Origin of the sequence: Romboutsia hominis (genome assembly GCF_900002575.1) — a bacterium.
Taxonomy (GTDB): domain Bacteria; phylum Bacillota; class Clostridia; order Peptostreptococcales; family Peptostreptococcaceae; genus Romboutsia_C; species Romboutsia_C hominis.
In genome coordinates, this window is the sequence record NZ_LN650648.1 from 2200901 (window position 1) to 2216124 (window position 15224).

General features: G+C 27.6%; 15 protein-coding genes. All 15 read right to left on the reverse strand.

Translation table 11 applies throughout. The features are described 5' to 3' along the window. Window positions 1-3 precede the first annotated feature (3 nt). The 15 genes from FRIFI_RS10755 to nusB all read right to left on the reverse strand — a co-directional run bounded on the left by FRIFI_RS10755 (window position 4) and on the right by nusB (window position 15215). Window positions 4-696, reverse strand: a complete 693-nt coding sequence (locus tag FRIFI_RS10755) for a glycosyltransferase family 2 protein (protein ID WP_166505841.1) — start codon at window positions 694-696, stop codon at window positions 4-6. A 16-nt stretch (window positions 697-712) separates the two neighbouring features. Continuing rightward, window positions 713-1588 (reverse strand): copper transporter, encoded by an 876-nt coding sequence (locus FRIFI_RS10760; protein WP_166505842.1) that lies wholly within the window; start codon window positions 1586-1588, stop codon window positions 713-715. Between the two features lie 16 nt (window positions 1589-1604). Continuing rightward, window positions 1605-2726 (reverse strand): putative cytokinetic ring protein SteA, encoded by a 1122-nt coding sequence (steA, locus tag FRIFI_RS10765; RefSeq protein WP_092924464.1) that lies wholly within the window; start codon window positions 2724-2726, stop codon window positions 1605-1607. Between the two features lie 123 nt (window positions 2727-2849). Next, window positions 2850-4163: a CCA tRNA nucleotidyltransferase gene (locus FRIFI_RS10770; protein ID WP_166505843.1), complete on the reverse strand. Its 1314-nt coding sequence runs from the start codon at window positions 4161-4163 to the stop codon at window positions 2850-2852. Between the two features lie 140 nt (window positions 4164-4303). Beyond that, window positions 4304-5116, reverse strand: a complete 813-nt coding sequence (spo0A, locus tag FRIFI_RS10775; protein ID WP_092924460.1) for a sporulation transcription factor Spo0A — start codon at window positions 5114-5116, stop codon at window positions 4304-4306. Between the two features lie 134 nt (window positions 5117-5250). After that, a complete protein-coding gene (locus FRIFI_RS10780; protein ID WP_166505844.1) occupies window positions 5251-6270 on the reverse strand; it encodes a SpoIVB peptidase S55 domain-containing protein in 1020 nt (339 codons plus the stop codon). A gap of 71 nt (window positions 6271-6341) precedes the next feature. Continuing rightward, window positions 6342-8024: a DNA repair protein RecN gene (gene recN, locus FRIFI_RS10785; protein ID WP_092924456.1), complete on the reverse strand. Its 1683-nt coding sequence runs from the start codon at window positions 8022-8024 to the stop codon at window positions 6342-6344. A 38-nt stretch (window positions 8025-8062) separates the two neighbouring features. Next, the gene (locus tag FRIFI_RS10790) at window positions 8063-8875 is read right to left on the reverse strand and encodes a TlyA family RNA methyltransferase (RefSeq protein WP_092924454.1); all 813 of its coding nucleotides are present in this window, start codon (window positions 8873-8875) and stop codon (window positions 8063-8065) included. A gap of 4 nt (window positions 8876-8879) precedes the next feature. After that, complete coding sequence (gene dxs / locus FRIFI_RS10795) at window positions 8880-10748, reverse strand: 1-deoxy-D-xylulose-5-phosphate synthase (RefSeq protein WP_166505845.1); 1869 nt, start codon at window positions 10746-10748, stop codon at window positions 8880-8882. Window positions 10749-11021: 273 nt separating this feature from the next. Next, entirely contained in the window at window positions 11022-11459 is a 438-nt protein-coding gene (locus FRIFI_RS10800; RefSeq protein WP_092924450.1) for a divergent PAP2 family protein, read from the reverse strand. A gap of 9 nt (window positions 11460-11468) precedes the next feature. Continuing rightward, complete coding sequence (locus tag FRIFI_RS10805; protein WP_166505846.1) at window positions 11469-12356, reverse strand: polyprenyl synthetase family protein; 888 nt, start codon at window positions 12354-12356, stop codon at window positions 11469-11471. A 2-nt stretch (window positions 12357-12358) separates the two neighbouring features. Then, window positions 12359-12574 (reverse strand): exodeoxyribonuclease VII small subunit, encoded by a 216-nt coding sequence (gene xseB / locus FRIFI_RS10810; protein WP_166505847.1) that lies wholly within the window; start codon window positions 12572-12574, stop codon window positions 12359-12361. A 2-nt stretch (window positions 12575-12576) separates the two neighbouring features. After that, the gene (gene xseA / locus FRIFI_RS10815) at window positions 12577-13782 is read right to left on the reverse strand and encodes an exodeoxyribonuclease VII large subunit (RefSeq protein WP_166505848.1); all 1206 of its coding nucleotides are present in this window, start codon (window positions 13780-13782) and stop codon (window positions 12577-12579) included. After that, the gene (locus tag FRIFI_RS10820; protein WP_166505849.1) at window positions 13754-14731 is read right to left on the reverse strand and encodes a Kae1-like domain-containing protein; all 978 of its coding nucleotides are present in this window, start codon (window positions 14729-14731) and stop codon (window positions 13754-13756) included. The genes xseA and FRIFI_RS10820 overlap by 29 nt, the downstream gene beginning before the upstream one ends. Beyond that, on the reverse strand, window positions 14712-15215 hold the full coding sequence (gene nusB / locus FRIFI_RS10825; RefSeq protein ID WP_092924440.1) for a transcription antitermination factor NusB: 504 nt from the start codon (window positions 15213-15215) through the stop codon (window positions 14712-14714). The genes FRIFI_RS10820 and nusB overlap by 20 nt, the downstream gene beginning before the upstream one ends. Between the last annotated feature and the right edge of the window lie 9 nt (window positions 15216-15224).

Sequence of the window (15224 nt, forward strand, 5' to 3'; positions counted from 1 at the left end):
ATACTACCTCCATTCTTTATTTTTTGCTTTTAAAACTTTCTTTATATGGTAGTATTGTTTTCCCCTATGAATAAAACCTTTTAAATCTCTTCCTGTTTCACTATGAGTCATATTTACTAATACTTCTTTGATTGTGTAACCGTATTTTAATATGTCTATAGTCATACCTACTTCTACACCATAACCATATGGAATCTCTTCAAATTTTTCTAATACTTCTTTTTTAAATATCCTTTGTCCTGATAAAGTAGAGTCTAGTTCTACACCTGTCATCTCAAATACAGATTCTTTAGCTAATCTTTTTACAAATCCTAGTCCTCCCTTTTTCTTTGCAGGAGGGAATTTTGCTATAATAACATCGGCTTCGTTGTTTAATATAGGCATGATAAGTTTTTTAACTTCACTAGCTGAACTTCCTAAATCTCCATCTAAAAATCCTATTATATCTGCATTTTCCATAGCTATTTTTAACCCATAGTTTAATGCGTATCCTTTACCTCTATTTTTATCTAATTTAAACACTTTTATTTTGTCATTTTTAACACTAGATGCTATTTCTGTAGTATTATCGCTAGAACCATCATCTACAACTACAATTTCATCTATTTCATTTATATCAGTAATGCTTTCTAATGTGTCCTTGATCTTATCTGCTTCATTGTAAGCTGGTATTATTATACTTATGTAAGAACTCATATTTTTTCTCCTTTTCTTATTTCTTATAAGGGAATAATTGTTTTGCACTTTCTAATCTACCAAAATCCCCTGTAGCTCCTTTTTCATTTAATAATATAGTTAAAGAAACTTTACCTATTCCTTCTTCAATATTATCTATAGTTGCTATTTTGTTTTTAGAATATAAGTCTATATAAGAATTTTTAGTATTACTTTTTTGAACTCCTACTATATATTTATTTTGTTCTTTTAATTTAGTTATTAAAGCTTCATCTATCTTATCAAAGTTTTCTTTTTGAACTTTATCTTCACTTCCACCTGTTAAAACTACAGAATCATAATCTATATAATTTTCTGCTATAGATTCTACTTTAATTAACTCTAAACGTTGAAGATTTTCTAACTTAGATATACTACCTTCTTCTTTTAAAGATTCTGCTATATAATTTATAACATCTTTTGCATTGTTTAGTTCAATTGAAAGTTCTTCTGATGCTTTCTTTAAAGCATCTTTATTTTCTATATTGCTAGTAAGTACTATATCAAATGCTACATTTCCTCCAGCATTTTGTATTATACTTGCAATTTCTTTACTATAATCATTTTTTTCATTTGTAGATATTATTCCTATATTTTTATTTACAAGACTATCTTTTATTATCTTATCTGAATTTTGATTTATTATGGCTATTGCTTCATCATAATATTTATTTAAATTAGTTAAATTTTCTTCTAAGTTATCATTTGTTGTTTTTAGTACTTCAAACTTACTATCTAAATCTTTGATCATACTTGCTTGTTGTTTACTAAGTTCTTGATCATAATTTAGATTAAATCCTACTAACATACCAATTCCTAAAGCTATAAAAATAGCTCCTATGGTAACTATATAATATTTCATGTTTATATGCATTTTTTTCCTCCTAAATCTACATTTGTAGTAATAGCTTTAATTTTAGCTGCATTAGATGTATAAACTGCTGAACACTTGGAGAGAAAGAGGCTAGTATAAGTATTGGGAATAAGGCAGTAGCTATTAATGCCCATATATACTTCATCTTTAACTTACTTCTATATAGTAGGTTAACTCCTTTCGCATCTATAAGCTTTGATCCTATTTTTAATCTTACTAAGAAAGTACTTGCCATACCCTTTCTTCCTTTTTCTAGAAAATCTATCATATTAGAATGAGTTCCAAGAGCCACTATAAGCTCTGCTTTGTACTCGTAAGCTATTAACATAGCTATATCCTCACTAGTTCCAGGTGCTGGAAATACTATAGCATCTAGCCCTAAATCTTGAACTCTTTTAAGACCTGGTGCCCTTCCATCTGTATAAGCATGTACGATTATCTCACCTGCTTTTTTAAGAGCTTCATCACTAACACTATCCATATCTCCAACTATAACATCTGGAGTATAACCAAACTCTAGTAACGCATCCGCTCCTCCATCAACACCAACTAATATTGGCTTCACTTCTTCTATGTATGATAATATTGTGCTTAAATCTTGCTTATAATCTTGTCCTCTTACAACTATTAGTACATGCCTATTAGCGTAATTAGTTTTAACTTTAGGTATTTCGACTTCTCCTAATATGAATCCTTTTTCTTTCTTTGCATAATCAATAGTATTATCTATGAACCTATCTAGTTCAACTGCTAAGTTTTCGTATGCTTTTTTTAATTTGACTGCTACTTCTTCTTTGCCTAATACTTCACCTTGTCCTAAAAATTTATTGTCTCTATAAATTTTACCATCTATAATTTCAATATTTTGACCTTCAGACAACTCATTAAATAATTCTTCACCTATATTATCAACTATAAGAATATTTTTTTCAGTTAGTATTCCAGGTCCTTTATTAGGATATCTTCCACTTATAGAAGGTGATGCATTAATAACTAGCTTTACTTTACCTTCTACTAAAGAATTCGCTGCAACTTCATCTATATCTATATGATTTATAACAGCTATTTCTCCACCCGTAAGTCTCTTTGCAAGCCTCTTTGTTTTTCTATCTACTTTAATAGGGCCTTCGACTCTCATAAATTAAACCTCCGATATCATTTTTAAAATCACATTACATTATAGCATTATTTAACGACAAAATAAATGTTTAAAGTCAGTTTATAATTTTATATAAGGATTTTTTAAATATATTTGTATATTTTAATCAATCTTATTTAACCTTGATAAATTCATCAACTCACTTTTGCTGTTTTTTTCAGGGTTACATATTACTATTTCTAAAAGGAGATTTAACTGTTCTCCTATTGATTTTCCACTATACCCCATCAACCTTAAATCGTTCCCGTTTATATCTAAATCATTTATTTTATAGCATTCATTATTTTTAGCTATTTCTTCTATAAATTCTGTATATTTATCTATTGAATGTTTTCTTATACTTAATTCTTCAATCTCTTCACAATCACCTACTTTTTTGTAATATATTTCCTTCAATTTTAAAATATCTTTTAAATTATCAATTCCTATTTTATTTAGAATTTTTTTAATACCAATCTTATCTAAATCTATATTATCTATTAGCATATAGTCAATCATATTATTTATGTATTTTGTTACATTATTTGGATATTTCAGTTTGCTTACAATATTATTTTTTCTTATATTTTTATTGTAAAACTCTATTTTTTCCTTTGTCTTATTTAGTCTTTTTGTGTTATTTTCTAAAATTAAAAATTCTATCATCAATAGTCTTTGCTCTAAACTAATATTACACTCTTTTAATATTGTTAACTTTGTACAAAAATCTTCATAATTCTCTACATGAGAGTATATCTCTAACTCCTTAAATATATTCAAACTATATAATAATCCTAGTTTTTGAGGGTTTTCACTAAGTATGATTTTTTTTATTTCATCACTTACTCTTTCTCTGCTAATATTTTTTAATATACTAGAATTTCTTTTTATACTTTCAAATGTTTCTTTTTCTATATCAAATCCTAGTTTACTGCTAAATCTTATAGCTCTTATTATCCTAAGTCCATCTTCAATAAATCTTTCATCAGGATTACCTACTGTTCTTATTTTTTTATCATGTAAATCTTTAACTCCATCAAAATAATCGATTAGTTTATCTTCTTCATTATAAGCCATAGCATTTATTGTAAAATCTCTTCTCTTTAAATCATCTACTAACTTTGATGTAAATTCTACATTTTTAGGCCTTCTATTATCTTCATACTCACCTTCAACTCTATATGTTGTTATCTCATAAACCTCATCTTCTATTAAAATACCTACTGTTCCATGCTTTATTCCATTTTCTATTATTTTATAGCCTTTAAATATATCTATTATTTTATTAGGTTTTGCACTAGTTGTTATATCATAGTCATTTGGTAAAATACCTAATATACTATCTCTGACACATCCTCCTACTATATAAGCTTCTTCACAATGTTCTTTTATTTTTTCTATTATAAATTTTACTGATTTCGGTAAATTTATATACATCACATATCTCCTTAATTTATATATATTTATAAGATAACCAAATTTTAAAATATATAATACTTTATACTCACTTGTTTACACTTTGAATATAGCATTATAAAAGCCTTCTTAATATTAAGAAGGCTTTTATAATGCTATATTTATTTAACCATACTATGCTCTAATCTTAATTTATCTGCTATCATAGCTATAAATTCAGAATTTGTTGGTTTTCCTTTTGTATTATGCACTGTATAACCAAATAGTTGATTTATTGTATCAACTTTACCTCTACTCCATGCTACCTCTATAGCATGTCTTATAGCTCTTTCAACTCTACTTGGAGTAGTATTAAATTTCTTAGCTATACTTGGGTATAATTCCTTAGTTACAGCTCCTAGTAATTCTACGTTATCTATTACCATCTTTATAGCTTCTCTTAAATAAAGATATCCCTTTATATGAGCTGGAACACCAATTTCATGTATTATATTAGTTATTTCTGTTTCTATATTACCTACATTTTTGACAAAGTCACTTCTTGTCATTTGTATATCAGCATGAGCCCTAGGCTTTATGTCTGCATGTGCAGGTCTGTTTGAAACTAATTCTCTTATTCTATTTATAAATATTACAAAATCAAAAGGTTTAACTATATAATAGTCTGCTCCTAAATTTATTGCACTTTGTGTTATTTTGTCTTGTCCTACAGCTGATAGAACTATTATTTTTGGCATTTTAGGTATATCCATAGAATTTAACTTCTCTATAACACCTAATCCATCTAAATGTGGCATTATAACATCTAGCACTAATAAATCTGGTTGTAATCTTTTTACTAAATCTAGTGCTTCTATACCATCTTTTGCGATTCCTAATATTTCTATATCACTTTCATTAGATAAGTACTCCTTAAGTACCTGACAAAAATCCTTGTTATCATCTGCTAAAACTATTTTTATTTTATCGCTCACTTAAACTTCCCCCCATTAATAAAACATCTTCTCTTTTATATTAAAATTAAAACCCTTTATACTTAAGCATATTCGACATAGTAAAATTATATTCCTTCAATATATTTGAAATCTATTGAAAAATATATTAAATTTTAATTTCTCTTATCTAATTCTATCATCTCATCTATAAAAATACCATATCCTTTTTTGGCATTATCTTCAAAAACATGTGTTAATGCCCCAACTAGCTTATTATTTTGTATAATAGGGGCACCACTCATGCCTTGTACTATACCGCCTGTATAATTTACTAATTTCTCATCAATAATTTCTATAACTATGTTTTTATCTCCTTTATTTTCATATATATTTTCTATATTTATGTCATATGGATATACATATCCTTCCTCATTTTCAAGTAAAATACTTGCTTTACCCCTTTTTATTTCATTCTTGTTTCCCACTTTTATAAGAGGTAATTTGTGTTTTATGTTGTTTATTATATTTCCCTCTATACCTTCATTATCATTATTGCTAAATGTTCCTATTAAGTTGTATTCATCCAAATTACAATCAAAATTACCAATAACACTCTCTGTTGATTTTTCTAGATTTACTTCTGTTGGATAATATACACTACCTTCTTTTATTTTTAATATTTTACTTGTATCAAAATCTTTTATAGGATGTCCTATTGCTTTAAATTCTTCATTGTCTGGATCATAAAACGTCATAGTTCCAACTCCCGAAACTTTATCTCTAACCCATAAGCCTAACCTTTTTTCTTCGTCTTCTACTTTTAATTTTATCTTTATAACTAGTTCTTTACTATCTCTCTCAACTGTTAAATATACAAAATCTTCTTTAATATCTTTTATATATTCGTATATATCATAAGCATTTTCGATTTTTTTTTCATTTATTTTTATTATGTTATCCCCTTTTTTTATCCCTCCTATATACTCTAATGATTCATCTTCATAACCTATTACTAATGCTCCATCTGTTTTAGCTTTTATTCCAATTAGATTACCGCATGGATAAACATACTTATTACTCTTATTTACAGCCTCTATATAGTAATTTTTTATACCATCATAAGTTATAGATATTAAAAGTATAGCTACCATAATTGCTAATGTTAAAAATACTGAATTTCTTTTAATTTTCATAAGTATATCTCCTCTTTTATATATATACTTATAGTTCCTATTTTGGATTTTTTTATACAAAAAAAGAAGCCCTAAAGGCTTCTTTTTGCTAGTTCTATTATTTCACTTGCGTGTTCAATAGTTTTTTCTGTTATATTACTTCCAGCTATAAGTCTAGCTATTTCATCTCTTTTTTGGTCCTTGTCTAACTTTCTAATAGTAGTAAATGTTCTTTCATTATCTGTACTCTTCTCTATACAATAATGAGTATCTGCATTAGCAGCAATCTGTGGTAAATGAGTTATACAAATAATTTGCTTTTTCTTTCCTATATTACTAAGTTTCTCTCCTACTATTTGTGCTGCTATTCCACTTATACCTGTATCTATTTCATCAAATACTAATGTATCAATTTGGTCTATATCCGCAAGTATGGTCTTAAATGCTAGCATAAATCTAGACATTTCTCCACCTGAAGCTACTTTATATATAGGTTTAATATCTTCACCTAAGTTAAATGATATCATAAACTCTATATCATCCATTCCTCTAGGTGTGAATATTCCTTGTTCAAAATTTACTTTAAATGCAACATTTTTCATATTCAAGCTTTTTAACTCTTCTAATAGGACTTTCTCTAACTGTTTAGCTACTATCTTTCTTTGAGAAGTTAAGGCCTCAGCTCTTTCTTTAAGTTTACTTTCAAGCTTATTTAATTTAAGTTTAAGCTCTTCTACTCTTTCATCTCTATTTAATATTTCATCTAATCTATTCTTTATATTTTGATGATAATCAAATATTTCTTCTATAGTTTCTCCATATTTTCTCCTTAGGTTATTTATTTCATCAACTCTAAGTTCTATTTGTTCTAACTCATATGGTTCAAAATTTATATTTTCTTTATAATTTCTTATCTCTCTTGATATATCTTGAAGCTCATACATTATTCTTTCTATCTCATTATTATAATCACTTAAACTTTTGTCATATTCACATATTGATGATAGTTCTTTTACTGCATTACCTATTAAATCTACTGCATTAACCTGACCTTCATATAAATTTTGATAACTTATATTTAAATTTTTAAAGATTTTTTCACCATTTCTATAGACGTCCCTTTGTTTTAGTAAGTCTTCATATTCGTCCTTGCTAAGATTGGCAGATTCTATTTCATTTATTTGAAACTTTAATAAATCTATCTCTCTTTGAATTTGCATATCATCTTTATTTTCAGTTAATATATTTAAAGCTTTTTTTACATCACTATACTCATCATATATTTCTTTATATGAAATTTTGAATTCTTCTAATTCATGTTCTCCAAATAAATCTAAAAATTCTAGATGAGTATCTTTATTGAATAATGCTTGTGTTTGATGTTGACCGTGAACATCTATAAGCTTAGATGCTATTTGCTTTAAAACATTCATCTTAACAGTTCTTCCATTAACCCTAGCAACACTTTTTCCATCACTATATATTATTCTAGTTATAACTAGTAAATCATTATCATCTAGTTCAAGATCATTATCATTAAGTACTTTTATTAAATCTTTATTTTTAGAGTGAAATATAGCTTCTACTACACCTTTTTCAGTTCCTTTCCTTAAAAAAGATCTATCATATTTCTCTCCTAAACAAAGTCCTAATGCATCTATTATTATAGATTTTCCTGAACCTGTTTCTCCTGTAAGTATGTTCAAATTTTTATCAATATTTAAACGAAGCTCCTCAACAAGAGCACAATTTTTCATATATAACTCAAGGATCAATTCTAAATCCCCCTCTTTTAATAAATCATATAAATGTTTTACTTATTTAGATTATGAGAATTTTCAACAACTTCTATTATCTTATTAGTATGTTGTTCTTTATTAAACTCATATCCTTCATTACCATTTCTTAAGTGTATTAAATACTCTATATTTCCTTCAGGACCTTTTATCGGTGAGTAATCTAATCCTAATATTTCAAATCCATTTTCAACAGCAAAATTAGATATCATTTCTATAACTTCAATATGTGTTGATTTTTCTCTAACCACACCTTTTTTACCAACTTTTTCCCTACCAGCTTCAAATTGTGGCTTTATTAAAGCTACGATTTGACCATCTGGACGTATTAATTCCTTGCATTTTGGTAGTACTAGCTTTAAAGATATAAAAGATACGTCTATAGATGCAAAATCTGCAAACTCTTTAGTTTGTTCTATAGTAACATGTCTTATATTAGTTCTCTCCATGCAAACTACTCTCTCATCTTGTCTTAATTTCCATGCAAGTTGTCCATATCCAACATCTATAGAAAATACTTTTGATGCTCCATTTTGAAGCATACAATCAGTAAATCCTCCTGTTGATGAACCTATGTCCATACACACTTTTCCTTCTAATGTTAAATCAAAGTTATTCATGGCTTTTTCAAGCTTTAATCCACCTCTACTTACATATGGTATTGGATCTCCTTTTACCTCTATCTTAGCTTCTTCATCAACATCAGAACCTGCTTTATCACATCTTTGATTATTTACAAATACAAGACCTGCCATTATTGCCTTTTTAGCTCTTTCTCTACTTTCAAAGTATCCTTTTTCTACTAATAATAAATCTATTCTTTTTTTCATAAAATTACCTTTCTAGTTTACAGTCTTTTACTCTCATTGCTATCTTCTCTGGAGATAGACCTATTGTATCATATATTTCATCTGCATTCCCATGAGGTACAAATGCTTCTGGAAGACCTAAATTCATAATATTAACATCAATTTTATTATCTGTTATATATTTATTTATTCTACTTCCAAATCCACCTATTATTGTATTATCCTCAATAGTTATAACCTTTTTATGAGTTTTTAACAAATCTGATAAAAGATTTTTATCAATAGGCTTTAAGAACCTTGCGTTAACTATTGTTGGATTTATATCCTCTTTTTCTAATAATTCTTTAGCTTTAAGAGCATGTTTTACCATATTTCCTATTGCTAGTATAAGTATGTCTTCTCCTTTTGACAATACTTCATAACTTCCTACTTTTATAGGTTCATACTTACCACTTTCTAAGTAATAACTACCCCCTCTTGGATATCTAATAGCTACAGGCTCTTTTAATTCTAGAGATAAATCCATCATTAACTCTAGCTCTTTGCAATCCTTAGGAGCCATAACCGTTATATTTGGTATTGCATTTAAGTAGCTTAAATCAAACATACCATGATGAGTTTCACCATCATTACCTACTATACCAGCTCGATCTATAAGGAATGTTACAGGTTTTTTAGTTATACATACATCATGTATTACTTGGTCATATGCCCTTTGTAAAAATGATGAGTATACAGCAAAATACGGTTTTAATCCATTTTTTGCAAGTCCTGCAGCAAATGTAGTTGCATGTTGTTCTGCTATACCAACATCATAGTATCTATTTGGGTATACTTTTTCAAATAGATTTAATCCTGTACCCGATGGCATAGCTGCAGTTATTGCACATACTCTATCATCTTTTTCTCCCATAGATACTAATTTCTCTCCAACTAATGAAGATATAGATTTTGTACCTGATGATTTTATACCTTCTCTTATATCAAATTTTGACACTCCATGATATTTATGTGGTTCATTTTCTGCAAATCTATATCCTTTACCTTTTTTAGTTATAACATGAAGAAGCTTTGGCCCTTTTTTTTGTTTGCATTTTTCTAAAATTTCTATTAATTCTTTAATATTGTGCCCATCTATAGGACCATAATATTTTATTCCTAAAGACTCAAATAACTCGCATTCTTGAGGAATAAATGTACTTATTATACTATCTTTAAATTTATTGGCTGTTTTAGATATTAACTCTCCTCCAGGAGCTATATTTAATATCTTTTCAACTTCATTTTTTACTTTATTAGCTGCTGAGTTTCTAACTATACTAGATAAATACCTAGACATTCCACCAACATTTTTATCTATAGACATTTCGTTATCATTTAATATAACTATCATATCTGTTTTTGTATGTCCTAGATGATTTAATGCTTCTAGTGCCATACCACCTGTTATTGATCCATCTCCAATTACAGCTATGACATTACTATCTTCACCTTTTATATCTCTTGCACATGCAATACCATGTGCCACTGAAATTGATGTGCTACTATGACCTGTATCAAATATATCATGTGGACTTTCACATTCTTTAGGAAATCCACTTAAACCATTTAATTGTCTTAGTGTATTAAATTCTCCTTTTCTTCCAGTTATCATCTTATGTACATAAGATTGATGCCCAACATCCCATACAATTTTATCTTTCGGACTTTCAAATACCTTATGCAATGCTAGTGTAAGCTCTACAACCCCTAGATTGGAAGCTAAATGCCCTCCTGTTTGAGAAACAGATTTAACTAAAAATTTTCTTATATCCTTTGATAGTTCATCCATTTGTTCAACGTTCATCAACTTTATATCACTTGGAGAGTTTACTTTATCTAAATATTTATACATATAATCCTCACCTTTATTTATCAGCTATTAATACAATTAATAGTCTATAGTTTACTTTATACAAATTTTATTTATAAAATTCTAACATCTAAAAAATGAATATACCTTAGTATTGACTAAGTTATATTCATTTTATAACCGTATTAAAATATTTACTATTTCAAGTATCTTAATCTATATAAAATTTAACTATCTATAATTTTACTTATAGACATATAATTTTAATACTTTTGTCAAATACGAATTATATCATACATTGTATATTTTTTCAATTTACACGAAGTATAATGCTACTAATATACCTAGTATAGCCCCAAACAATACTTCTTTAGGAGTATGACCTACTAGCTCTTTTAATCTTTCATGCTTTATTGGTTTTCTATGTTGTACATCATCTATAATTTGATTTAGTATTGCCGCTTGTTTTCCTACAGAACGTCTTACTCCAGTTGCATCATACATTATTATTAAAGAGAATACACATACTATAGCAAAATCAGTTGATTGAAATCCCCTTTCTATGCCAACTAGTGTTGATAAGCTAGTTACAAATGAGCTATGAGAACTTGGCATACCTCCTGATGTAAATAATCTAGAAATTTCTATTCTCTTATCTTTTCCTGTAAATATTTTTATAAATTGTGCTAAGAAACAAGCAAATATACTTATCCCTAAAACTTTGTTGCTAAAAATTTGTGAAAAAAAATCCATCGTTCCTCCTTAATACTCTCTGTCCACTATATAATCAGCTAAACTGCTTAAAAATTCTGTATCATTTGATATTTGTGTTAATGCTTCTTTAGCTTCTTTTATTAATCTATTCGCTTCTTCTTTTGACTCTTCTAGTCCTATTAAGGATGGGTAAGTAGATTTATTATTGTCTATATCACTTCCTACTTTTTTTCCTAACTTAGACTCATCTCCAACTATATCTAATATATCGTCAACTATTTGGAAGGCTAGTCCTATATTTTTTGAATATTTAGTTATATTTTCTAATTCATTATCATTTGCATTTCCTATTATAGCTCCCGCTCTCATACATCCTATCATTATAGCTGCAGTCTTATTGTTATGTATATAATCTAATTTTTCTTTAGATATTTTCTTATTTTCACTTTGAACATCTACTACTTGTCCACCTATCATACCATTTATTCCTGCAGCTGATGCTATCTCATACATAGCATTTAAATATTTGTTTGGATTTTCTTTGTTCATAGAACCTAAAAGCATAACTTCAAAAGCATAATTTAAAAGGGCATCTCCTGCAAGTATAGCCATATCTTCACCAAATACTATATGATTTGTTTTTCTACCTCTTCTTAAATCATCATTATCAAGTGCTGGTAAATCATCATGTATTAAAGAATATGTATGTATCATTTCTATTGCCATAGCAAATGGTATCGCATCCTTATAATCTCCACCTACTGATTTACATGCTTCTAATGTAAGTATCGGTCTTAACCTTTTTCCACCTGCACTTAAACTATAATTCATAGCCTCCATTATAGTTTTTTGATATCCTTCTTCTTTTGGCATATACTCCTTTAATAATTTTTCTATATAGCTTGCTTTTTCTTTTAGCACTGCTTTAAATTCCACGTTTATTCCTCCCTAATATCAAATTCTTCTTCTACACCTAATTTATTAAATTTACTTATTTTAAATGTCGCATCATCTAAAAGCTTATTACAATATTTGTAAAGACTTATACCTTGTTCATACAAACTTAATGACTCATCTAAACTAGCATTTTTAGATTCTAATTTTTCTAGAATTTCCTCTAATTTTTTATAGGCTTGTTCATACGTTAGATTCATGTCTATACCTCTTTTGATTTTATTTTTTCAACAGTACACTCAATACTTCCATCTTTTAAAACTATATCTAAGTTATCTTTAAAATCTATCTCTTTTATACTGTTTACTGTAACTCCATGTTTTGATAATATACTATACCCTCTATCTAATGTTGATAAAGGGCTCATATTATGAAGTATTGCTCCAGTTTTTGAAAGTCGATCTTTTTCTGTGTTTAATTTCTTTTCTGCTTCAAGTGTTATTTTATCATATATCCTATCTAATTGTATAATTTTATCTCTTATTATATAGGACTTAATATAACTATTTATCTTATCCATAGTATGATTTAGTCTATGCTCGCTTATATTTATATTACTAGTTAATGATTTATTCATTCTATTTAATATGTTATCTAGTTTAAAATTTAATTCTTCTAATGATGGTGTTGCTATTTCTGCTGCTGCCGATGGTGTAGGTGCTCTCATATCACTTACAAAATCACATATAGTAAAATCTGTTTCATGCCCTACCGCAGATATTATAGGTATATTAGACTCAAAGACTGCCCTAGCTACCATTTCTTCATTAAATGACCATAGTTCTTCTATAGAACCTCCACCTCTACCAACTATAATTGTATCTACGTTATCCATCATATTAAAAAATTTTATCCCATCACATATATCATACTTTGAACTTTCACCTTGGACATTAACAGAATATAACTTTATATTAACTTTTGGGTATCTTCTTTTTACTACGTTTACTATATCTCTTATAACTGCACCTGTTTGTGATGTTACTACACCTATAGAATTTGGTATTTTTGGAATAGGCTTTTTATATTTATTGTCAAATAATCCTTCTTTTTCTAACTTTTCTTTTAATTTATTAAACTCTATATATAAATTTCCTATACCTTCTGTTTCTATAGAATTTATATACAACTGATAAGAACCATCTCTTTCATACACAGATATATATCCATTAGCTATAATCTTAGTCCCATTAGTTAGTGCTAAGTCTTTATTATAATTATTTTTAAATATAACACAATTTATTTTTGAATTTTCATCTTTTAAAGATAAGTATACGTTTCCACTACTATGTATTTTAAAATTTGATATTTCTCCTTTTACTTTTAAATTGTATAAGATAGGGTCATTGCTTAATATTCTTTTTATATATGAATTAGCTTCACTTATAGTTAAGGCTCTTATTTTCAAATTTTTTCACTCCTATTAAAGCACAACCAACAGCATTGTCTGTTGCGTACTCCGGTTTAGTAAAATATGCATTTATCTTATATTTTCTTAATCTATTTGTTAACTCTTTTGATATATACTTACTAGCAGATACCCCTCCAGCAAATACTATATCTTTTATATTGTATTCTTTACTTATATGCTCTATTGATTTTATCATATTTCTAACTACTGCATCTAAAACTAATTTACTTATGTACTCTTTGCCACAATTACCTATTATATTATCTATTTGATTTTCAAGACCTGATAGATTCATATATCCTTCTTTTACAGAAGTTTTTAAACCTTGTTTTATTGCAGACTCACAATTTAGTGCATTTTCATCTATATATTTACCACAAGGGAAATCATATCCCATCTTAACTCCAACTCTATCTATAAGTTGTCCAAAACTTATATCCTTGCTTCCACCTACTATTTCTATGTCATAGCTTTCTTTATTTTTAGTGCAAAGCAGTATTTCTGTTGTCCCTCCTGACATATGAACAGATAAGAACTTTTCTTTATTTAATTTATTATCTAAAAGACTTGCTTCTATATGATTTTCTTGATGAGTAGTTTCATATAAATCACAACCTATCATTGTTGAACACAGCTTAGAAAAATTATATCCTACAGTAAATACTGGCATATAAGAGTTTTTAATTGGTCTTGGTTTTGTAGATGCGCATATTCCAACTATATTATATTTATTTATAATCGATTTTATTTTACTGTCTATTTCTCCTAAATTATTTATATGCTGAAAAACAGCTTCACTTTGCCTTAATCCCTTGCTATCTTTTTTTACTTTAAGTAATATTTTTTCATTAAATATTACTTTTTTATCTAAAGATATAGCTGCTATAGAAGTTGTATAGCAGCTAGTATCTATTCCGATTATTATATTATTTTGATTCTGTTTCACTAACGACACTTCCTAATATTCCATTTATGAATTTAGGAGTTTTGTCATCACAGTATAATTTAGCCATTTCTATAGCTTCATTTATTGAAACTTTATTTGGTATCTCTTCTACAAATAATATTTCACATATAGCTAGTCTTAATATTGCTAAGTCTACCTTTGCCATTCTATTAACTGACCAATTTTTAGCATATTTGTTTATCATTGCATCTATTTCGTCCGATTTTTCACTTAATAATTTACACATTTGAGCCATATATTCTCTATCTATAACATCATCAGCTTTTAAATTTTCTAATTTTAACTCTGGGTTATTTGAATATTGTAATCTAAGCTCTTCATATCTATTTGTTATGTATTCTAATTGATCATTTAAAAATTTATCTAATACATCACCCATATCTTCTTTAGTTATTTGAGTTTGATATATTAATTTCATCATATACTCTCTTGTAGTTACTTTTCTCGCCTTATCATTCTTCATTAGTCTTAA

Coding starts and splice junctions, on each gene's coding strand:
- nusB (WP_092924440.1), bottom strand. CDS start 15,215: ATGAAGAATGATAAGGCGAGAAAAGTAACTACAAGAGAGTATATGATG.
- FRIFI_RS10770 (WP_166505843.1), bottom strand. CDS start 4,163: ATGTATATAAATTTACCGAAATCAGTAAAATTTATAATAGAAAAAATA.
- xseB (WP_166505847.1), bottom strand. CDS start 12,574: ATGAATCTAACGTATGAACAAGCCTATAAAAAATTAGAGGAAATTCTA.
- FRIFI_RS10760 (WP_166505842.1), bottom strand. CDS start 1,588: ATGCATATAAACATGAAATATTATATAGTTACCATAGGAGCTATTTTT.
- FRIFI_RS10755 (WP_166505841.1), bottom strand. CDS start 696: ATGAGTTCTTACATAAGTATAATAATACCAGCTTACAATGAAGCAGAT.
- FRIFI_RS10780 (WP_166505844.1), bottom strand. CDS start 6,270: ATGAAAATTAAAAGAAATTCAGTATTTTTAACATTAGCAATTATGGTA.
- FRIFI_RS10800 (WP_092924450.1), bottom strand. CDS start 11,459: ATGGATTTTTTTTCACAAATTTTTAGCAACAAAGTTTTAGGGATAAGT.
- FRIFI_RS10790 (WP_092924454.1), bottom strand. CDS start 8,875: ATGAAAAAAAGAATAGATTTATTATTAGTAGAAAAAGGATACTTTGAA.
- steA (WP_092924464.1), bottom strand. CDS start 2,726: ATGAGAGTCGAAGGCCCTATTAAAGTAGATAGAAAAACAAAGAGGCTT.
- dxs (WP_166505845.1), bottom strand. CDS start 10,748: ATGTATAAATATTTAGATAAAGTAAACTCTCCAAGTGATATAAAGTTG.